This is a genomic window from Xanthomonas sp. NCPPB 3583 (assembly GCF_041475715.2).
Classification (GTDB): Bacteria; Pseudomonadota; Gammaproteobacteria; order Xanthomonadales; family Xanthomonadaceae; genus Xanthomonas; species Xanthomonas euvesicatoria.
The window spans coordinates 4,599,148-4,618,537 of record NZ_CM191263.1 but is presented as its reverse complement, the minus strand read 5'-3'; the positions used below and the strand labels follow the sequence as shown (position 1 = coordinate 4,618,537).

Annotated in this window: 12 protein-coding genes and 2 pseudogenes; 8 read left to right on the top strand and 6 right to left on the bottom strand. The window is 67.3% G+C overall.

Going from position 1 to position 19,390, the window contains the following annotated elements; genetic code table 11:
- Positions 1 to 106 precede the first annotated feature (106 nt).
- Together ACCQ07_RS19895 and ACCQ07_RS19890 are read left to right on the top strand one after the other, a co-directional pair.
- A complete protein-coding gene (locus ACCQ07_RS19895) occupies positions 107 to 2,473 on the top strand; it encodes an MMPL family transporter (RefSeq protein ID WP_372363590.1) in 2,367 nt (788 codons plus the stop codon).
- A complete protein-coding gene (locus ACCQ07_RS19890) occupies positions 2,460 to 2,891 on the top strand; it encodes a hotdog family protein (RefSeq protein ID WP_029820681.1) in 432 nt (143 codons plus the stop codon). The genes ACCQ07_RS19895 and ACCQ07_RS19890 overlap by 14 nt, the downstream gene beginning before the upstream one ends.
- A 9-nt stretch (positions 2,892 to 2,900) precedes the next feature.
- On the opposite strand, the gene ACCQ07_RS19885 is transcribed toward ACCQ07_RS19890, so the two are convergent.
- A complete protein-coding gene (locus ACCQ07_RS19885) occupies positions 2,901 to 3,440 on the bottom strand; it encodes a hypothetical protein (RefSeq protein ID WP_008571166.1) in 540 nt (179 codons plus the stop codon).
- Between the two features lie 182 nt (positions 3,441 to 3,622).
- Here ACCQ07_RS19885 and fabG point away from each other — a divergent pair, with 182 nt between their 5' ends.
- Positions 3,623 to 4,354, top strand: a complete 732-nt coding sequence (gene fabG / locus ACCQ07_RS19880; protein WP_372363589.1) for a 3-oxoacyl-ACP reductase FabG — start codon at positions 3,623 to 3,625, stop codon at positions 4,352 to 4,354.
- Between the two features lie 722 nt (positions 4,355 to 5,076).
- On the opposite strand, the gene ACCQ07_RS19875 is transcribed toward fabG, so the two are convergent.
- The 4 genes from ACCQ07_RS19875 to ACCQ07_RS19860 are packed head-to-tail and all read right to left on the bottom strand — an operon-like array spanning position 5,077 to position 9,486.
- Entirely contained in the window at positions 5,077 to 6,699 is a 1,623-nt protein-coding gene (locus tag ACCQ07_RS19875; RefSeq protein ID WP_372363588.1) for an NAD(P)/FAD-dependent oxidoreductase, read from the bottom strand.
- Positions 6,696 to 7,517, bottom strand: a complete 822-nt coding sequence (locus tag ACCQ07_RS19870; protein WP_031424756.1) for a glycosyltransferase family 2 protein — start codon at positions 7,515 to 7,517, stop codon at positions 6,696 to 6,698. Before ACCQ07_RS19870 ends, ACCQ07_RS19875 begins: the two co-directional genes overlap by 4 nt.
- The gene (locus ACCQ07_RS19865; RefSeq protein WP_014091382.1) at positions 7,514 to 8,287 is read right to left on the bottom strand and encodes a beta-ketoacyl synthase chain length factor; all 774 of its coding nucleotides are present in this window, start codon (positions 8,285 to 8,287) and stop codon (positions 7,514 to 7,516) included. Before ACCQ07_RS19865 ends, ACCQ07_RS19870 begins: the two co-directional genes overlap by 4 nt.
- Positions 8,287 to 9,486, bottom strand: coding sequence for a beta-ketoacyl-[acyl-carrier-protein] synthase family protein (locus ACCQ07_RS19860; RefSeq protein ID WP_057681279.1), 1,200 nt, complete (start codon positions 9,484 to 9,486; stop codon positions 8,287 to 8,289). The genes ACCQ07_RS19865 and ACCQ07_RS19860 overlap by 1 nt, the downstream gene beginning before the upstream one ends.
- A gap of 219 nt (positions 9,487 to 9,705) precedes the next feature.
- Between ACCQ07_RS19860 and ACCQ07_RS19855 the strand changes: the two genes are divergently transcribed.
- From ACCQ07_RS19855 to zwf, 5 genes and pseudogenes are all read left to right on the top strand, one after another.
- A complete protein-coding gene (locus ACCQ07_RS19855; protein WP_005914803.1) occupies positions 9,706 to 9,966 on the top strand; it encodes a YcgL domain-containing protein in 261 nt (86 codons plus the stop codon).
- Positions 9,959 to 13,279: an ankyrin repeat domain-containing protein gene (locus ACCQ07_RS19850; protein ID WP_372363587.1), complete on the top strand. Its 3,321-nt coding sequence runs from the start codon at positions 9,959 to 9,961 to the stop codon at positions 13,277 to 13,279. The genes ACCQ07_RS19855 and ACCQ07_RS19850 overlap by 8 nt, the downstream gene beginning before the upstream one ends.
- 26 nt (positions 13,280 to 13,305) lie before the next feature.
- Positions 13,306 to 13,603 (top strand): annotated as a pseudogene (locus tag ACCQ07_RS19845) (phosphotyrosine protein phosphatase).
- Between the two features lie 63 nt (positions 13,604 to 13,666).
- Positions 13,667 to 15,466 (top strand): glycoside hydrolase family 15 protein, encoded by a 1,800-nt coding sequence (locus ACCQ07_RS19840; RefSeq protein WP_127167708.1) that lies wholly within the window; start codon positions 13,667 to 13,669, stop codon positions 15,464 to 15,466.
- Positions 15,463 to 17,313, top strand: a complete 1,851-nt coding sequence (zwf, locus tag ACCQ07_RS19835) for a glucose-6-phosphate dehydrogenase (protein WP_181388219.1) — start codon at positions 15,463 to 15,465, stop codon at positions 17,311 to 17,313. Before ACCQ07_RS19840 ends, zwf begins: the two co-directional genes overlap by 4 nt.
- Positions 17,314 to 17,417: 104 nt before the next feature.
- On the opposite strand, the pseudogene ACCQ07_RS19830 reads toward zwf, so the two are convergent.
- Positions 17,418 to 19,228 (bottom strand): annotated as a pseudogene (locus tag ACCQ07_RS19830) (monovalent cation:proton antiporter-2 (CPA2) family protein).
- Between the last annotated feature and the right edge of the window lie 162 nt (positions 19,229 to 19,390).

The following is a 19,390-nucleotide window of genomic DNA, read 5'->3' as shown; positions in this document are numbered from 1 at the left end:
AAACACATCACACCCTTCGCAGCTGAAACGCGCACGTTGCCAATAACGACCGATGTCGCGCGTGCGGCCGGCGGGCGTTCGGCCGCTGCAGCAGGATATGCATGCCATGGCGCTTGAATTGAACGCAAACCGCCGCATCGGCCTGGCGCTGTTTTGGCTGGCCTTGCTGGCAGTGGCTGGCTTCTGGTTGAGCGAGACGCTCAAGGTCACTGGGGACTTGCGCAAGTTCATGCCCGCCCCGCGCACGCCGGCGCAAAAACTGCTGATCGAAGAACTCGGCGAAGGCCCTGGATCGCGGTTGCTGCTGATGGCGTTGTCCAACAACGATCCGGTCACCTTGGCCGAGCAGTCGCAGCAACTGCACCAGGCGCTGTCCGCGCAGCCGGCGTTGTTCGAACTGGTCAGCAATGGCGGCAATGCCGGATTGGAGGCGATTCCCAAGCGCTTGCTGCCATACCGCTATCTGCTCAGCGACAGCTTCGACAAGACCCCGCTCGACGCGCCGACGCTGGAAGCGGCGTTTCAGGCGCGCGTGCAGGATCTGGGCTCGCCGGCAGCGGCCATGGTGGAGCCGTTGTTGCCGCGCGACCCCACGATGGAAATCCTGCATCTGGCCGAAACCCTGCAGCCGGCAGCGATGCCGCGCACGCGCAATGACGTGTGGTTCGATCGCGCCGGCACTTCGGCGCTGTTGATCGTGCAGACCCGCGCGGCCGGCTTCGACCCCACCGGCCAGCAACTGGCCTATGACGCCGTGCAAGCGGCGTTCGCGAAGGTCAGCAAGGGCACCGCCACCCGGCTGACGCTGACCGGGCCGGGCGCATTCGCGGTGGAAATCACCGCGCGCACGCAGGGCGAGGCGCAGTGGATCGGCACGCTGGATACGGTAGGCCTGGTGTTGCTGCTGCTGGTGGCCTACCGCAGCTGGAAGATTCCGGTGCTTGGCGTGTTGCCGCTGGCCAGCGCCGGTCTGGCCGGCCTGGGTGCGGTGGCGCTGCTGTTCGACGGCGTGCATGGCATCACCGTGGCATTCGGCTTCACGCTGATCGGCGTGGTGCAGGATTACCCGATCCACCTGTTCAGTCATCAGCGCCCCGGTCTGGATCCGCGCGAGAACGCACGGCACCTGTGGCCGACGTTGGCCACCGGCGTGGTCTCTACCTGCATTGCCTATGTGACCTTCCTGTTTTCCGGCGTGGACGGCCTGCGGCAGTTGGCGGTGTTCACCATCGCCGGACTTGCCACCGCCGCGGTCACCACGCGCTGGCTGTTGCCGGCCTTGATCGATCCGGCCCCGCGCGACTACGCGGACTCGCGCCTGCTGGCGGTGCTGTGGCGTGGCATTGCGCGCCTGCCGCGGCCACGCATCAGCCTGGCGGTGATGGCCGTGATCGGCATTGCGGTGATCGTGTTCGCGCCCGGGCAATTCTGGCAGAACGATCTGTCGAAGCTGACCCCGGTGCCACCCAAGGCCTTGGCGCAGGACACCCATCTGCGTCAGGAGCTGGGCGCGCCGGATGTGCGTTACGTGCTGGCGCTGCCGGCAGCCAGCGATGAAGCGGCGTTGCAGGCCAGCGAGCAGTTGCGCCCGCGTCTGGATGCGCTGGTGCGCGATGGTGCGTTGCTCGGTTACGACATGGCGGCACGCTATCTGCCCAGTGCCAAGACCCAGCGTGCGCGACAGGCCGCATTGCCCGATGCCGCCCAGGCGCGCGCGCTGACCGAGCGCGCCGTGGCCACCACGCCATTCCGCAGCGATGCGTTTGCGCCGTTCCTGCAGGATCTGGACGCCGCCAAGCGCGCCGCACCGCTGCTGCCGAAGGATCTGAGCGGCTCGCCGCTGGCCACGTCGGTCGGTGGCCTGCTGCTCGGCCGTGGCGATCGCAGCACCGCATTGGTGTCGTTGACCGGCCTGCGCGATCCGGCGGTGTTGGCGGCCGCCGTGCAGGGCAGCGGCGCGCAATTGCTGGATCTGAAGGACGCCTCCGAATCGCTGGTGGCCGCCTACCGCGGACGCGTGCTCGGTGCGCTGGTCCTGGCTGCCTTGTTGCTGGCGGTGACCGTGGCGATTGCATTGCGCAGCCCGCGCCGCATCGTGCGGGTGCTGCTACCGATGGCGCTGACCACGGTGCTGATCCTGGCGATCCTGCGCGGCACCGGGGTGGAGCTCAATCTGTTCCATCTGATCGCGCTGATCCTGGCCGCCGGTCTGGGCCTGGATTACGCGCTGTTCTTCGATCATGCCGGCGACGATCACGCCGACCAGCTGCGCACGCTGCACGCGTTGATCGTCTGCAGCCTGATGACACTGCTGGTGTTTGCGCTGTTGGCCGCTTCCAGTATCCCGGTCTTGCGTGCCATCGGCAGCACGGTGGCGCTGGGCGTGTTGTTCAATTTCATTCTGGCCTTGCTGGTGTCGCGCGAACCGGCGCTGGAACGCACCGCGAACGGAGAGCCGCATGCAGGGACGTGACGCAATCGCTGCGCTGATTCCGCATCAGGGCAGCATGTGCCTGTGGGAAGAAGTGATTGAGTGGGATGCACAGCGCATTGTGCTGCGCAGTCACGCACACCGCAGCGATACGCATCCGCTGCGGTGCAACGGGCGTTTGCGCGCGCTGCATCTGTGCGAGTACGGCGCGCAGGCCATGGCCGTGCATGGCGGATTGCTGGGTCGCCAATCCGGCATGCCGGTACGCCCGGGCATGCTGGTCGCGCTGCGTAGCGTGGAATTGCACGTGGTGTATCTGGACACCTTGCCGGATGCGATCCACTGCCAGGCGCAGGTGTTGATGCAGGGCGACGACAGCCAGCAATACAGTTTTCGCCTGACCCATGGCGAGCAATTGCTTGCCGAAGGACGCGCCACCGTGATGCTGGGTGCCGCCTGAGGCCTGCGCTCAGGGATTGACGGGTGTCTTCGCCGCGATGAGCGCGCTCAGATTGCCGACGCCGGGCAGGCGGTGCGCATACAGCCGCGCGATGTCACTGCCGCTGTGCAGATGCTCGAAATGCTCCAGACCGATCGACAGGAATTCCGCACTGCCATCGTGCGGCGTCTTGATCTCGCCGACTTCGAGTGCCTTCAAGGCGCTGATCCAATGGAAGGACTGGCCAGCGTCTTCGCGATTGAAATAGGCGTACCAGACCGGAATGCGGAACAGCCGCTCAAACGCCACCGCGCGTCTGAGTTCATCCTCATAGGGCAGGCTGTAACAGGTTTTCTTGTACCTGTTGCGGTTCTTGACATCGATGGCGATCAAGCCGATCGACTCCAGCAGCAGCAGGAAATCCGGCCGTTTGACCGCTGTGCCGAACAACGGCGCGAAGGTGTCCGGCGCTTGGCAAATGGCCACATAGCTGAAGCCATGCAGCTGCAGCCATGCATTCATCGCGTCCTCGCCTTGCTTGCCAAGGCCCGCCAAGTTCACTGCATTCATCTCGTTTCGTTCATCGCCGCCCGTGTTCGAAAGCTACCAGCCGGATTCGAAAGCGCTCAAGCGGCAGCGATCGGATTTGCGGCATGGTCAGGCAAATACGCGAGAAGTACCAAGAGTCCGTCCTTCAACGGGCAGCTTGATCTACGATAACGCTCCTTCTCTGCTCATATGGTTCGTGGCTTATGAACTCAGCTGCAAGACGCGCACTTGTTACCGGCGGCAGCGGCGATCTTGGCGGTGCGATCTGCCGCCACCTGGCTGCGCAGGGCCGGCATGTCATCGTGCACGCCAACCGCCACCTGGTGCGTGCGGACGAGGTGGTTGCCGCGATCGTGGCCGATGGCGGCAGCGCACAGGCAGTGGCCTTCGATGTGGCCGACACGCAGGCAAGTTCGGCGGCGCTGGAGAGCTTGCTGGACGCTGGCCCGATCCAGATCGTGGTCAACAACGCGGGCATCCATGACGACGCGCCGATGGCAGGCATGAATGCCGAGCAGTGGCACCGCGTCATCGACGTGTCGCTGCACGGTTTTTTCAATGTCACCCAGCCGTTGCTGCTGCCGATGGCGCGCACGCGTTGGGGCCGCATCGTCAGCGTGTCGTCGGTGGCGGCCGTGCTGGGCAACCGCGGGCAGACCAACTACGCCGCCGCCAAGGCGGCGTTGCACGGCGCCAGCAAGTCGCTCTCGCGCGAAATGGCCAGCCGCGGTATCGCAGTGAATGTGGTCGCGCCGGGCGTGATCGAAAGCGACATGGTCGGCGACAGTTTTGCGCCGGAGGTGATCAAGCAACTGGTGCCGGCCGGCCGCGTCGGCAAACCCGATGAAGTGGCCGCGCTGGTCGCCTTTCTGTGCTCGGAACCGGCCGGTTACATCAATGGCCAAGTGATTGGCGTCAATGGTGGGATGGGCTGAGGACGACCAACAAAACGAGTGCGTAGTGCCAGTCGGGCGCGGCCTGCTTTGGGGTCGCTATCAGTACACGGCTAGGCTGGCAGTTGAGAGCACCATGTAGTCGAAGCTTTGAGTTGCTGCAGGGTCCTTGCCCGCTCACCATCGCGGGACACGCTGCAAGTACGTCCTTGTAAGCTCTTTGGCGGCATCCATGCCGCCAAAGGTCCCGCGACGGCGAGCGGGCAAGGACCAGTTGGGATGGTTGGTGCGCGCAGGTTTCAACAAGCGAGCATCGAACCGCGCGACGCGGTGTCCTCGCTCTTCAACAAAACCACCAGCCAATTGTTGGTGCGGTGTCCTTGCCGATTGCGGGACCGTTGGCGGCATGGATGCCGCCAACGAGCCCCCATGGACGGGTTTACGGCGTGTCCCGCGAGCGGTGAGGGCACCGCGCGCTCGACGCCGTGCGTTTGCTGCTGGTTCTTGCTTGCCCATCATGGCGGGACAGGCTGCCACTATGTCCCTGTAGCTCTCCCGTGGTGTCGATGCCGCGTCAGGTCGCGCTGCGTGGGCCGGCGAGGACCAGTCGAAAGTGTCGGTATGCAGGACTGCGAGCAAGGCATGCCGGCTTGGCCGCCGGACTCTTCTTCTCTTCATGATCAGAGCGCGCCTGCGTGAAGCACGTGCCGCTCGAGAACATGCGTTTCTAGGGAAAAGCGCCAGGGTTGGCGCGTTCCACAGCCTCACGCCGCGTCGGCATACCACGGCGCCGTAAGAATCGCCTCGCCGCTGGCATCGGCCGTGAGCGCATCCAGGCCGTAGTCGGGCAGGTCGGGGTAGCGTTGACGTGCCTGTTGCAGGATCTCGCGCGCCAGGACCGCCATCTGCGCGACATTGCCGTGGATGCGTGCGACAAACGCATCATCGTCGAGTGTGTCGTTCAAGGCGCCATTGAGTTCGTTGAACCAGCCGATCAGGTATTGGTCCAGCAGCCGTCCGCTGCCGGCGGCGATGCCCTGGGCGGTATTGCGCACGCCCCATGCATGCAGCACCTGCTGCATTGCCAGGTTCATGTCGCGCGCGTGCAGGAAGTCGTTCTTCATGCGCGAGAGCAGGCTGAGATGGGCGATGCGCCCGCTGCAGAACAGCGGTGCCAGCAACGACCAGTAATAGGTGTAATCCCAGATCACCTTGACCGGCATGACCTGCTCGTCGCCGAACAGCGCGTACTGATCCTGATACAGCGTCAGCGTGTTTTCGTAGAACGAGAAATACAGCTGCTGGTACAGCTCCACGTACGGGCTGAGCGACTTGCCAGCGCGGTCGCGGCCGATCAATTCGCAGATGTAGGTGTTGGAGATGGCGATGAAGTCGCTGCCCGGCGAATAGAACGGGTCCAGGAATACGCCCGCTTCGCCGGTCAGTGCCCAGCGCTGCGACGAGAACACCTGCTTGCAGCCATACGAGAAGTTGCGCAGGAACAGAAAGTCCTGCAGCCGGTAATCGGCCTGGTCGAGCGTGGCGGCCACCTGCGGCTGATGCGTGCGCAGCCAGGTCATCGCCTTCTCGTGGGTGTTCATGCTCTCCAGCGGATGCAGGTCTGCATCGCAGACGATGCCCAGCGAATGCGCACCCGACGACAGTGGGATCAGCCAGAACCAGTAGCCCGGCCCGCACATGTGATTGGTCGAACGCCAGCGGTCCGGCGGCGTGCAGCGTTGTAGCCAGTTGCTGTCCTGCGACCAGCCGTTGGGGTCGATCAGGCCTTCCACGCGCCACCACACTGCATTGGCGTTGTGCGCGTTGTCCTGCGCCAGGCCGAGCTTGCGCTTGAGCAGGCCGGCACGTCCGCTGGCATCCACCACCCAGCGCGCACCCAGCGTGCCTGGCGTGCCGTCGCGTTCGAAGCGCACGGCGTGGTCGCTGTCGTCTTCGGACAGGTCCACGCCCTTGACGCTGCAGCTGTCGATGAAGGCAATGCCCTGTGCACGCGCGCGTTCGCCCAGAAAATTTTCGAAGCGGCCGCGGTCGATCTGCCACGACGGCGTGGGCAGGATCTTGCTCACGCCCAGTTCGGTGCAGCGGTCGATGTCGTGGCGTTGGTCGGAGAAGAAGAACCGGAAACCGAACTTGCGGATCTGCTCGGTCTCCAGATGCTCGCGCAGGCCCAGTACGTCAGCGAAATAATGTGCGCCGATTTCCACCGTGGATTCGCCGACCTTGAACGCGGCCTCGCGGACCGGATGCGCGCGCCGTTCCAGCACGGTGATGGCAAGCTGCGGATCGCGCTGCTTCAGTTGCAGGGCCAGGCTCAGGCCAGCCAGGCCGCCCCCGGTGATCACGACATCGGCGCGCTGTGCATTCATGAGGAGTGATTGCTCTTGGTGACCGCGGGGACAGTAGCAAATTCGCCATCGGGATCGTCAACGATCACCGGGTTGGCGCGCACGCGGCGATATTCGCGCCACACATGGCCGTATGCCCACACCTGTTTGACCACGTGCGAGGTGATATTCCACAGGTCGCGCACCAGCCGGAAATGGCTCTTGCGGAAGGTGCCGGGCGAGGTACCGGCGTAGCGGGTCTCGATCGGCACGGCGACCACGCGCGCGCCAGCCTGGCGCGCGGCCGAAATCAGCAGCTGCGCTTCGAACACGAAGCCCTCGCCGGGCACGTTGGGCAGGGTGAACACCGAGGCCGGATACAAGCGTTGGCCGCTTTGGCTGTCGATCAGGCCGAAGCCGCACCCCCAGGCAATGCCCCAGTCGCCGAAATCATTGCCGATGCGGCGGATGGTGGGCTGGGCGGCGCGCTTGCGCATGCGCGCACCGATGATCACGCAGCCTGGGTGGCGGTTGGCGGCGGCCAGCAGGCGCGGGAAATCGGCCGCCTTGTGCTGGCCATCGCCGTCCATGGTCATCACCGCGCGCATGCCAAGCCGCTGTGCTTCGGCAAAGCCACTGCGCAGTGCCGCGCCCTTGCCCATGCGCTGCGGGTGACGGATCAGCGTGACCGGCATGCCGGCGATGCACTCGGCGGTGCCGTCGTCGGAGCCGTCGTCGATCACGATGACGTGCGCGCAATAGGTCAGCGCGTCGGTGACCACTTCGCGGATGCGCAGCGCCTCGTTCAAGGCCGGCACCAGGATGGCGGTGTCCTCGCGGCTCAGCGGTTGCCGGCTCATTGCCGGACCTCCACGCGCAGCACCCGGCCCGGCGTGGCATACAGCGCCACGCTGCCGCCATTGCCGGCCAACAGGTCCAGCAGCGGCAGCATCGGCGCCATTGCATTGCCGGCGATGTGGCGCGCCAGCGCGCCATCGCCGGGCGAGGGCGCGCCGTCGTCCAGATGTGCGTGCAGCTGCGGCTTGCCGGCCTGGCCGGGGGCGCCCAGCACCAGCGCGCTACCCAGCAGCCCCTGGCTGGGGGCGACACGCCCGAGCGGCCCGACCGAGCGGGCGTCGTAGCTGGCCAGCAGCACGGCCTGGGCGCCGGCAGCGCGTTGCACCAGCGCTTCCAGCAGGCCCTGCGCAAAGCTGCCCAGGCTGGCGCTCATCGCCGTGGCCGGGGTCATCGCACCGGCGCCGATGGTCCAGTAGCCGGCGGCGGCGTTGTGCACCGAGTTGTGGAACTTGGTTGGCGAAATCGCCAACGGATCGCTGGCCAGCGTGGTGCACATGTAGTCGGAGATGGCCAGGTCGCCGTAGGTCGAGGTAAAGATCGACGGCAGGCTGGCCGGGTCGCGGCCTGCGGCGTTACAGGCGGCCAGCGCGGCTTCCAGCGACACGGCCACCGTATCCGGCGCACGCCGGCGTTCGTTGGCGGCCAGCAGCTGCGGCGCCGGGCGGGCGGGGGTTTCCTGCAGGGCGCCGCCGCGCGCGAAGGCGCTGGCAGCGTCCCAGTTGGGCAGACCCTGGGTCCAGAAGCCGATCCCTTCGATGGTCGCGGTCAGCATCAGCGGGCCCGCCCGAACAGCAGCGAACAGTTGTTGCCGCCAAAGCCGAAGGAGTTGTTCATGGCGTAATCGATGCGGGCATGGGCGTTGTCGAAGCGGATTTGCGGGCCACAGGCCGGGTCGGGGATGTCGCTGTTGAGCGTGCCGGGCAGCACCTCGTCGCGCAGCGCGAGCAGTGCGATCACCGATTCGACGATGCCGGCCGCGCCCAGGGTGTGGCCGGTCCAGGCCTTGGTCGAACTGGCGTGCAAGGTGCCGGGGAAGATCGCTGCCACGGCGGCGGCTTCCACGCTGTCGTTGGCCGGCGTGGCGGTGCCGTGCAGATTCAGATAGCCCACTGCGGCCGGCTCCAGACCGGCGCGGTCGAGCGCACCGCGCATCGCCAGCTGCGCGCCCAGCCCTTGCGGATGCGGCGCCGACATATGGTGCGCGTCGCTGGATTCGCCGTAGCCGTACAGCCGCAGCGCGGCATCCGGTGCGGCGGCCGGGCGTTCGAGCAGCGCAAATCCGCCGGCCTCGCCCAGGCTCAGGCCGACCCGGCGCGCGTCGAACGGCTGGCACATTTCCGGCGCCACCACCTGCAACGAGTTGAAGCCGAACAGCACGCTGCCGCACAAGGTGTCCACGCCGCCGACCAGCGCCGCGTCGATCACACCGGCCTCCATCAGCCGCGCCGCCTGGGCGAACACCTTGGCGCTGGACGAACAGGCCGTGGCCACGGTCACGCACGGGCCACGCAGGCCGGTGGCGTGCTGCACGAAGTCGCCCAGCGAATGCGGGGTGTGCACGATCGGGCGATTCAGATCCTCGGGGAAGCGCGCGCCGTCGGCGTCGTCGACCAGCCGCGTATACGCTTCTTCGCTGGCGCCGATGCTGGAGGTGGAGGTGCCGATGATCACCGCTACCCGCTCGGCGCCGTAGCGCTGCGCGGCGGCCTGCACGGCCTGCGCCATCCCGTCCTGCTGCAGGGCCAGCCAGGCCAGGCGGTTGTTGCGGCAATCCCACGCGTGCAGAGAATCGGGCAGCACAACCTCTTCAACGCCATCGACGCGCCCGACCCAGCAGGGCAGCAGCGGTTGCGGCCCGAAATCGTTGCGACGCAGGCCGCTGCGTCGGGCGGTCAACGCGGCGGCCTGGGCGGCAAGCCCGGCACCGAGTGCGGTGGTGGAAGTGAACGCGGTGACGGCAACCGGGGCCATCTGGGACGAATGCTGCGCTTGGCTCACGATGGTCTGGCTGGCAAAAAGTGCGGTCAGTATATCGATGGCGCGCGTGGGTCCCGTGGACGGCGCAACTGAACGTCACCGTCATGTCGCTGACGCGGCTGGGATTTTTCGCACAGGCCGCGCTTTCGCCGTCGCCGCAATTGCGACACAATCGGCGCGACACATCTCTCTTCCGAGCGCGACCACGCGCGCATGCACGCCTACGTCTATAAAAGCCAACGCAAGCAGGACACCTTCGTCTATCTCGCCACACGTGACGATTTCTCCGGTCTTCCTGCCGCCGTGCAGGCGCAGCTGGCGCCGTTGACGTTCGTGCTGGATGTGGCGTTGACGCCGGAGCGCCGGCTGGCGCAGGCCGACGCGGCCACGGTGCGCGAGGCGCTGGGCAAGCACGGCTTCTATCTGCAATTGCCCAAGACCATCGTGCTCGCAGGCGAGTGCGACCATGACTGAGCCTGTGCGTGGCGCACGGATGCGCGCCGCAACGCTGGCCGGTGCGGCTGGCGTGGTGCTCTGCCTGCTCGGTGGCATTGGCGGCGTGGTTGCCGCGCTGAGCTTGTGGCTGGCGCAGCCGGCGTTCGCGCTGGCGGTGTCGTGGGCACGTGGGACGCGCGCAGTGCCGGGCCAGCCGCGCGCGGTCGCGCAGGCGCTGCCGCCGTTGCTGGCCATCTGGGGCGTGGGCCTGCTGGCACTGGCTGCGCTGATCAGCTGGCCGCTGACCGCCCTGCGCGACAGCGGCAGCCTGGCGGCCGCGCTGGCGCTGAGCGTCGCAGTCAGCGCTGCCTTACTGGGGCTGTGGCGGACCTGGCCGTTGTGGGGCGAGGTGGAACGCGACGGTGGTGCGCTGGCGCCACGTTGGCAGGCATTGGCCGCGCAGGAACTGCATGCCTGGCGCGGCCTGCTGACGGCTGCACTGGTGCTGGCAGTGTGCACCCTGGCCGTGGTGCTGGCCTGGCCGGGCTGGTTGTCCGGCGGCCTGCGCTGGGGCTTGGCGGTGGCTGCCGGTGTGCTGCTGCCGGTGGCCCATCTGCTGCTGCAACGCACCGCCGCACCCATGCGCAGCGATGCGCCGCATACGCGCCAGGCCGCCGATTTCTTCTCCGAAGCCGCCGCCGAACCGCGCCCGCTGGAACCGGTGGCCCGGCATCAGCTGGTGCCCGAACTTTTCGAGGCCGCGCGCAGTGGCCGGGTGGACCGCGCGCTGCAATTGCTCGAGGCCGGTGCCGACCCGCAGGCGTTGCCGCTGCCGGAATGGCGCGATCAACGCAGCCTGCCGGCGCTGGCGGCCGTACTGCCGGATCTGCGCCTGCTGCGTGAGTTGATCGTGCGCCGCGTCGACGTCAATCAACCGCATCGCGGCATGACCCCCTTGCTGGCCGCCACCCGCGACAGCTGGCACGGCCGCCCGGATGCGGTGATGACCTTGCTGGCCAATGGCGCCGACCCGCGCGCCAGCGACAACGACGGCAACACCCCCTTGCATCACGCCGTGCGCAGTTCCGACCCGGGCGTGGCCGCGCTGTTGCGCGATGCCGCCGCCGAGCTCGACGCGCTCAACAACGAAGGCCATTCGCCGTTGGCGATGGCCTGCCAGGTCGGCAACTGGCGGCTGGCCAAATTCCTGCTGGAGCGCGGCGCGCAGTCCGAACCGGAGGGCGGCGCCCCGGTGCTGCTGGCGGCAGCCGGTACCGAAGAAGACGACCCGGCCGGCGTGCAGTTGCTGCTCAAGCACAAGGCGCGTGTGGATGCGCGCGATCGCCAGCGTCGCAGTGCGCTGCACGAAGCCGCGCTGGCCGGCCACGGCGACATCGTCGAGGCGCTGTTGTCGGCCGGAGCAAACCTGGAAGCGCGTGATCTGCTGGGCCGCACGCCGTGGCTGGATGCCGCGCGCCAGGCACGCAGCGCCGTGCTCGAACGCCTGGTCGCGCGCAAGGCCGATGTGCTGGCCATCGATGGCGACGGCCGCAACGCGTTGATGCTGGCCTGCGCCGCCGACAATGTGTCGCCGGCGCTGATCCGCCGCCTGCTGGACCTGCAGGTACCTGCCGACAGCGTGGATGCGCACGGTCGCCGCGCGGTGGATGTGGCCGCCGAGGCCGGACGTTGGGCGATCGTGCAGCTGCTCGATCCCGCTTACCCGTTGCCGGCCGCGGTCAGCGACGCGCAGGGCGAGGCGCCTGGCGTTGCCGTGCTGCCCGATCGCCCGCCGCTGGTGCTGCTGCGCGAAGGCCTGCAGCTCGGGCAGCGCGACGGTCTGGTCGCGCTGGCGCGGCTATGCGCCCCGGAAGAACTGGGCGGCCTGCTGCACGATGCGCATCTGGCCTTGAACGCCGAGGCGGTCGACTGGCTGCTGCGCCATGGCGCCGATGCCGAAGTGCGCGACGCCTGCGGCGATGTCCCGATGTTTGCGCTGCTTTCGCGCGGCGTGGAGGCGGTACCGGCGCTGCAGGCGTTGCTGCGGCATGGCGTCTCGCCGGCAGGCGCCGGTGGCCTGACCCGGCTGCTGAGTGCCTGCGTGCAGCACGATGCGGCATCGCGCGGGCTGGAACAGTTCGCGCTGGAACTGCTCGAACGTGGCGCCGACCCCTTCGCTCCGTCGGCTGCCGGCGATCCGCCGTTGTCGCTGGCGGTGCGGCTGGGCTGGCTGCGCCTGCAGCAGTGGTTGCTGGAACATGGGGTGGACCGCGAAGCGCGCGACAGCCACGGCATGACCGCGCTGCATCTGGCCACCGCGCTGGGCCGCGATGCCTCGCTGAAACTGCTGGTCAAGCAGGGCGCCTCGCCGGAAGCGCGCGCTGCCGACGGGCAGACCCCGCTGGGCGTGGCGCTGTCGATCGGCCGCCGCGATCTGGCCGACTGGCTGGACTGGCGCATCTGGTCGCTGCCGCGCCGCACGCTGCGCGAAGCGGATGTGCCGGCCGCCGCGATGACCGGCGATACCGATGCGGTGCGTCGCCTGATCGATCTCGGCCTCGCCGTCGACGCCGTCGACGCGCAAGGCTGCACCGCACTGCTGCGTGCTGCCGGTGGTGGCCATCTTGGCGTGGTGACGCATCTGCTCGGCCGCGGCGCCGATCCGCAGCGCGCGGCCAACAGCGGCGCCACGCCGTTGTCGGCGGCCGTGAGCATGCGCCAGACCGAGATCGTGGCCGCCTTGCTGCAGGCCGGTGCGCAGATCGAACACCGCCTGCCGGGCGGGGTGACCGTGCTGATGCTGGCCTGCGCGTTGGGCCTGCCGGACATCGTGGCGCGCCTGCTCACCGCTGCGGCCGACGTGCACGCCACCGACAATCAGGGGTTGGCGCCGCTGCATTGCGCGGCGTTGTACGGCTTCACCGCGCGCGACAAGAACCGCCTGTTGGCCCTGCTGGACACCTTGCTGCTGGCCGGTGCCGACCCGGACTACCTGGCCGGTGGCCGGGTCAGCCCGTTGCTGCTGTTGCTGGGCGCGCGTGCCGAACCGGGTACCTCCTGCGACGAGCAGGTGGTGCTGGCCGGCGTCGAACGCCTGCTCGACGAAGATGTCTCGCTGGATGTGGCCGACCAGCGCGGCTTCGGCCCGCTGCATCTGGCTGCACTGCACGGCCTGCCGCTACTGGTGCAGCGCCTGCTGCGGGCCGGTGCCGATGCCGACCGCCGCGATGCGCTCAACCGTACCCCGCGCGAGATCGCCGTCATGCGCGGCTTCATCGACGTGGCCGGCCAGTTCGAACCCGCGCTGCCAGGCGTCTCTTCGATGGCGCGCTTCCTGCGCGAAGGCCGCTGAACCAGCGCGTCGGGTAACCGCTGCGGGTGCCGTTCGTGTGCAGCCGCACCCGCCTGCGCAGCCCCACCGCCGAGCGCGTCTTCGCCGACTGGCCCGGCGTGCAGGCGCAATCGGCCGGCTGGCGGCCGATGCGCAAGTGCAGGTCAACCCGGAGTTCCTGCAGGACGCAGGTGGTGCTGGTCATGGAGCGTCGCCGCGCACCTACGCCATCGCCGGGTGATCTGCCTGCAGCGTCCCGACGAGGATGCGTCTATGCACCCGGCACTGGTACGCCGCCTGGAACACACGGTGCCACCGCTGCTGGGTTTACCGGCGCAGTCGTAACCTGATCCCGACACGACCCATGCAAGACTGCGCGTTCTTTCGCCGGAAGGAAGCGCCCAACCAATGAGCGTGCGTATCGAGGACCACGCAATGCTGGGCAACTGCCACAGCGCGGCCCTGGTCGACCATCGCGGCACCATCGACTGGCTGTGCCTGCCACGCTTCGATTCCGATGCGGTGTTCGCTGCCTTGCTGGGCGAGGAACAACACGGGCAATGGGCGTTGTCGCCGGCTGCCGACTTCCGCAGCGAGCGCGCCTACCAGGACGATAGCCTGGTGCTGTGCACGCGCATGATCACCGACAGCGGCGCGGTGGAACTGATCGATTTCATGGTCGCCAGCGAAAACGGCGAAGTCCATCAGCATCTGGTGCGTATCGTGCGCTGCGTGCAGGGCAGCGTGCCGATGCACATGCGCCTGACCTTCCGCTTCAACTACGGCCGCACGGTGCCATGGGTGACGCGCATCGTCGATGGCATCCGCGCCATCGCCGGCCCCGACCAACTTGCATTGCGTTCGCCGCAAACGCTGCGCGGCCAGGACATGGGCACCGAAACCGACTTCACCCTGCGTGAGGGCGAAAGCACCTGGTTTCTGCTCAGCCACGGCGCCTCGCATCAAGCCACGCCGCCCTTGATCGACGCCGAACAGGCGCTGCAACGCACCACCGCGTTCTGGCACGGCTGGGCGCGCCGCTGTACCGATGTCGGGCCGTGGACCGAGCAGGTGCGCCGCTCGCTGGTGGTGTTGAAGGGGCTGAGTTATCTGCCCACCGGCGGCATTGTCGCCGCGCCCACTGCCTCGTTGCCCGAGCACCTGGGCGGTACCCGCAACTGGGACTACCGCTATTGCTGGCTGCGCGATTCGGTGTTCACGCTGATCGCGTTGTTGCAGGCCGGGTACCGCGACGAAGCGGCAGCCTTCCGCGATTGGGTCCAACGCACCATTGCCGGTTCGCCGGATCAATTGCAGGCGCTGTACGGCATTGCCGGTGAGCGCCGCTTGCAGGAATGGGAAGCGCACTGGCTGCCCGGCTATGAACATTCCGGCCCGGTGCGCATCGGCAACGGCGCGGTGGATCAGTTCCAGCTCGATGTGTATGGCGAGTTGATCGGCGCGTTCCATTACGCCCGCGAAAAGGGCGTGGGCCTGCCGTCCGACGACGACGGATCGTCTGCGTCGCTGCTGGAAAAGATTCTGGAAACGCTGGAAACCCTGTGGCGCGAACCCGATGAGGGCATCTGGGAAATCCGCGACGAGCGCCGCCACTTCGTGCATTCCAAGGTGATGGCCTGGCTGGCCTTCGACTGCGGCGCGCGCGATGGCATCACCAATGCAGACGCAGAAAAACGCGCGCACTGGGGCCGCATTGCCGAAGAGATTCGAGCCGAAGTCCTGGAAAAAGGCGTGCATCCGGACGGTCACTTCGTGCAGAGCTATGGCTCGGACCGGCTGGACGCTTCGCTGCTGCTGATCCCCATCGTGGGTTTTCTGCCGCCGGACGATCCGCGCATCGCCGCAACTGCCGATGCGATCGCACGCGATCTGACCATCGACGGGTTGGTCGAGCGCTATCGCGCCGACGACAGCGCCGACGGTTTGCCGGCCGGCGAGGGCACCTTCCTGGCCTGCAGTTTCTGGCTGGTGGAAAACTATGCATTGCTCGGCCGCACCGACCAGGCGCGTGCGCTGCTCGAACGTCTGCTCGGGCTCTGCAACGACGTCGGTCTGCTCGCCGAAGAATACGACCCGCGCAGCAAACGCATGCTCGGCAACTTCCCGCAAGGGTATTCCCACGTGGCCCTGGTCAATGCGGCATTGCGCCTGCATGGACGCATGGGCGAAAAGGAAACGCATCCATGAGTGAGCAAGCAACCACACCGCCGTGCATCATCGTGGTGTTCGGCGCACGCGGCGATCTGACCAAGCGCCTGGTCATGCCGGCGCTGTACAACCTACGCCGTTCCGGTGCGCTGGGCGATGAGTTCGCCATTGTCGGCATGGACCATGGCGACATCAGCGAACGCGCGTGGCGGACCAACATGGGGCAGTCGATGACGCAGCTGCTCAGCAGTCGCGATGCCGAATTCCAGACCGACGAATTCGATACCGCCACCTGGGACTGGTTGCGCGAGCGCATGCATTACCTGCGCGGCGACTTCACCGATCAGGGAGCCTACCGATCGCTGGGCGGCGTGCTGGACAAGCTGCACAAGCGCTATGGCACGCAGGGCAACGTGCTGTTCTATCTGGCCACCGCCGCGCGCTTCTTCGAGCCGGTATTGCTTAACCTGGGCGAGGCTGGCCTGGTCAGGCAACGCGAAGGCGAAGGCTGGCGCCGGGTGATCGTGGAAAAACCCTTCGGCCACGATCTGCCCAGCGCCCAGCATCTCAATGCCACGGTTGCCAAGGTGCTGCACGAAGATCAGGTGTTCCGCATCGATCATTTCCTGGGCAAGGAAACCGTGCAGAACATTCTCGCGTTCCGTTTCGCCAACGGCTTGTTCGAGCCGGTGTGGAATCGCGACCGCATCGACCATGTGCAGATCACCGCGGCCGAAACCATCGGCGTGGAAGGGCGCGGGCGGTTCTACGACCCTACCGGCTGCCTGCGCGACATGGTGCCGAACCATCTGTTCCAGTTGCTGGCGATGATTGCGATGGAACCGCCGGCGGCGTTCACTACCGAGGCGATGCATCGCCGTCGCGCCGAAGTGATCGAGGCGGTGCGCCCGATCAGGCCCGAAGATGTGGTGCGCGGGCAATATGCCTCCGGCGCGGTCAATCGCAATGCGGTGCCGGGCTATCGCGAAGAAGACACCGTGCCCGAGGATTCGGACACCGAAACCTATGTGGCGATGAAGCTGCAGGTCGACACCTGGCGCTGGGCCGGCGTGCCGTTCTACCTGCGCACCGGCAAGCGCCTGCGCGAACGCACCACCGAGATCGCGATCCGTTTCAAGCCCGCACCGCTGGCCCCGTTCCGCAGCACCGAAGTGGGCGGCTATGGCCCCGACTGGCTGGTGCTGCATATCCAGCCCGACGAGGGCATCTCGCTGCAGTTCGACGTCAAGCGCCCCGGCGCGCAGGTCGCACTGGCGCCGGTACGCATGGATTTCCGCTATCGCGACTGGTTTCCCAAGGAATACACCGTGGGCTACGAACGCCTGCTGCAGGACTGCATGAACGGCGAAGCCGGCCTGTTCCAGGACGCGGCCATGGTGGAAGGCGCCTGGCGCATCGTGCAGCCGATCCTGGACGCCTGGAAACAACCGGCCAGCGACTTCCCCAACTATGCCGCCGGCAGCGCCGGCCCCTCGGCCGCCGACGCACTGCTGGCCATGAACGGCGGCCACGCCTGGCGCGCCCTCACGCCCGGCCGCAAACCGCCGCCGCGCCGCCCCCCAGAAGCGCGTGCTGGTGCTGCGACGCCGGTGAAGAACGCCACCAGGAAGACGGCAAGCAAGGTCGGCAAGGCACCGGCCAAGAAAGTCACCAGGGCGTCTGCCAGACGCGCGTCCGCCGCTACAGCGAAGTCCTCGCAGGATGCGGCGACGTTGTCTGGCAGCGCGGCCAAGAAAGCGGTGCGCAAACGCGCCACCAGCAAGGTCGCAAAAACCGCCGCCAAGACGGTTAGCAAGACTGCGGCGGGCAACGGTGCAGCGAAGAAATCGGTGAGCAGAACCGCAGCGCGTACGCCACGCCGCTGAGGATGCGAGCGGCATGCACTCGCTGCAAATGTAGGAGCATGCCCGCGCGCGGCGGGCTTTCCGTTAACGCCTGTTCGCGCGCGGGCGCGTTCCTTCGGAAGAGCTCAGCGGTCCTGCGTGGTGGGTGCAGGTTCCCCATCCACATCCGCCTTGACGTCGGCTTCGAACAGGTTCATCAGGTCGGCACGTGCATCGCGCGAGGTCTGGATGACCTTGGCTTCGTCGTCGTAGACCAGGTGCTGGCGGCGTAGCAGGTCTTCGTCGTGCTGGCGGAAGCGTTGACGTGATCGTGTGCGAGGGCTTCGCCCAGGCCGAGCGAGGTGAGGACGCGTTCGCTCAGTTCCAGGCTGGAGGCGAAGACCTCGCGGAACGGTTCTGCGCCCAGGTCCATCAATTTCCAGGCATGTTGGCGGTTGCGTGCACGCGCTAGCACGGTGGCTTGCGGGTACAGGCGACGGATCAGCCGCACCGTCTTGATGTTGGTGTCCGGGTCGTCCACCGCGATCACGAACACCTTGATGCGCTCGGCACCGGCAGCGCGCAGCAGCTCGGGGCGGGTGGGGTCGCCGTAATACAGCTGGCTGCCGAACCGACGCAGGTCTTCCACCGTGTCCGGGTTGTGTTCCAGCGCGACGAACGGCACATGCCGTGCGGTGAGCAGGCGCGCGACCACCTGGCCGAAGCGGCCCATGCCGGCGACCAGCACCTTGGGGGTCTGTGCATCGATGGTGTCGTACGGGCGATCAGGCTTGGGCGCGCGCACGCGCAGCGGCCCGTTGAGGATGCGCTGCATGCCGAGCAGCAACAGCGGGGTCAGTGCCATCGACACGCCCACGATGGCCACCAGCCGGTCGTGATTGGCCGGCTCCAGCAGGCCCACGCGGTCGGCTTCGTTGAACACCACGAAGGCGAATTCGCCGCCCAGCCACAGCACGCTGCCCAGCATCAGGCTGCTGCGCAGCGGTAGCTTGGCCACGCTGCCGATACCCACCAGCAGCGAGAACTTCACCACCAGCAACATCGCCACGCCTGCTGCGATCAACCACGGCTCGGCCGCCACGCGGTGGAGATCGATCCCCATGCCCACCGAGATGAAGAACAGGCCCAGCAGCAAGCCTTCGAACGGTTCGATCTGCGATTCCAGTTCGTGGCGGAATTCCGAATCGGCCAGCAACACGCCGGCGATGAAGGCGCCCAGGCTGGCGCTCAATCCGGCCTCCTGCATGATCCAGGCGGTGCCCAGCACCACCAGCAAGGCGCTGGCGGTGAACACCTCCGGCATGCGCGTACGCGCCACCACGTTGAACAGGTGACGCAACACAAAGCGCCCGCACACGACCACCAGCGCCAGGGCCGCCATCGCCTTGGCCACGTCCTGCCATTGAAGCGTTGCATTCTTGCTGCCGCCGAGCAGCGGGATGGCCGCCAGCAACGGGATCGCAATCAGATCCTGGAACAGCAAGATGGCAAACGCCAGCCGCCCGTAGTCGCTGCTCAGCGCCTTGCGTTCGGCCAGCAATTGCAGCCCCACCGCGGTGGAGGAGAGCGCCAGCGCCACGCCGACGATCAACGCGCTCTTCCAGCCCAGCTGGGCTGCCATCAACAAACCGCCCAGGATCACCGCCGTCACCAGCACCTGGGTGGCGCCAGCGCCGAACACCGAATGGCGCATCACCTTCAGGCGCGCCGGCGACAGTTCCAGCCCGATCACGAACAGCAGCATCACCACGCCGATCTCGGCCGCGCCGCTGATGCGTTCGGCATCCTGCACCACGCCCACGCCATCGGGCCCGAGCACCACGCCGGCGACCAGGTAGGCCAACACCGCACCCAGGCCGAAGCGCTTGAACACCGGCACTGCCACGATGGCGGCCAGCATCAGCACCAAGGCCAGTTCCAGACCACCGCTATGCATGCGTACTCTCCATTGAGGCACGCATTATGACGCGCAGTTCCGTTGGCCTGCGCGCACGCGTGTGCCATCTGCACGGCGACGACGCGCGGCTGCGCGATGCGGCCCGGCACCTATCTGCGGATGCGCGCGCGGATCAGTCCGGCACCGCCTGCGCCTGCACGG

What these genes read in the sequence shown, in the direction of transcription:
- ACCQ07_RS19895 (WP_372363590.1), top strand. Translation starts at nt 107, where the DNA reads ATGGCGCTTGAATTGAACGCAAACCGCCGCATCGGCCTGGCGCTGTTT.
- ACCQ07_RS19890 (WP_029820681.1), top strand. Translation starts at nt 2,460, where the DNA reads ATGCAGGGACGTGACGCAATCGCTGCGCTGATTCCGCATCAGGGCAGC.
- ACCQ07_RS19885 (WP_008571166.1), bottom strand. Translation starts at nt 3,440, where the DNA reads ATGAATGCAGTGAACTTGGCGGGCCTTGGCAAGCAAGGCGAGGACGCG.
- fabG (WP_372363589.1), top strand. Translation starts at nt 3,623, where the DNA reads ATGAACTCAGCTGCAAGACGCGCACTTGTTACCGGCGGCAGCGGCGAT.
- ACCQ07_RS19875 (WP_372363588.1), bottom strand. Translation starts at nt 6,699, where the DNA reads ATGAATGCACAGCGCGCCGATGTCGTGATCACCGGGGGCGGCCTGGCT.
- ACCQ07_RS19870 (WP_031424756.1), bottom strand. Translation starts at nt 7,517, where the DNA reads ATGAGCCGGCAACCGCTGAGCCGCGAGGACACCGCCATCCTGGTGCCG.
- ACCQ07_RS19865 (WP_014091382.1), bottom strand. Translation starts at nt 8,287, where the DNA reads ATGCTGACCGCGACCATCGAAGGGATCGGCTTCTGGACCCAGGGTCTG.
- ACCQ07_RS19860 (WP_057681279.1), bottom strand. Translation starts at nt 9,486, where the DNA reads ATGGCCCCGGTTGCCGTCACCGCGTTCACTTCCACCACCGCACTCGGT.
- ACCQ07_RS19855 (WP_005914803.1), top strand. Translation starts at nt 9,706, where the DNA reads ATGCACGCCTACGTCTATAAAAGCCAACGCAAGCAGGACACCTTCGTC.
- ACCQ07_RS19850 (WP_372363587.1), top strand. Translation starts at nt 9,959, where the DNA reads ATGACTGAGCCTGTGCGTGGCGCACGGATGCGCGCCGCAACGCTGGCC.
- ACCQ07_RS19840 (WP_127167708.1), top strand. Translation starts at nt 13,667, where the DNA reads ATGAGCGTGCGTATCGAGGACCACGCAATGCTGGGCAACTGCCACAGC.
- zwf (WP_181388219.1), top strand. Translation starts at nt 15,463, where the DNA reads ATGAGTGAGCAAGCAACCACACCGCCGTGCATCATCGTGGTGTTCGGC.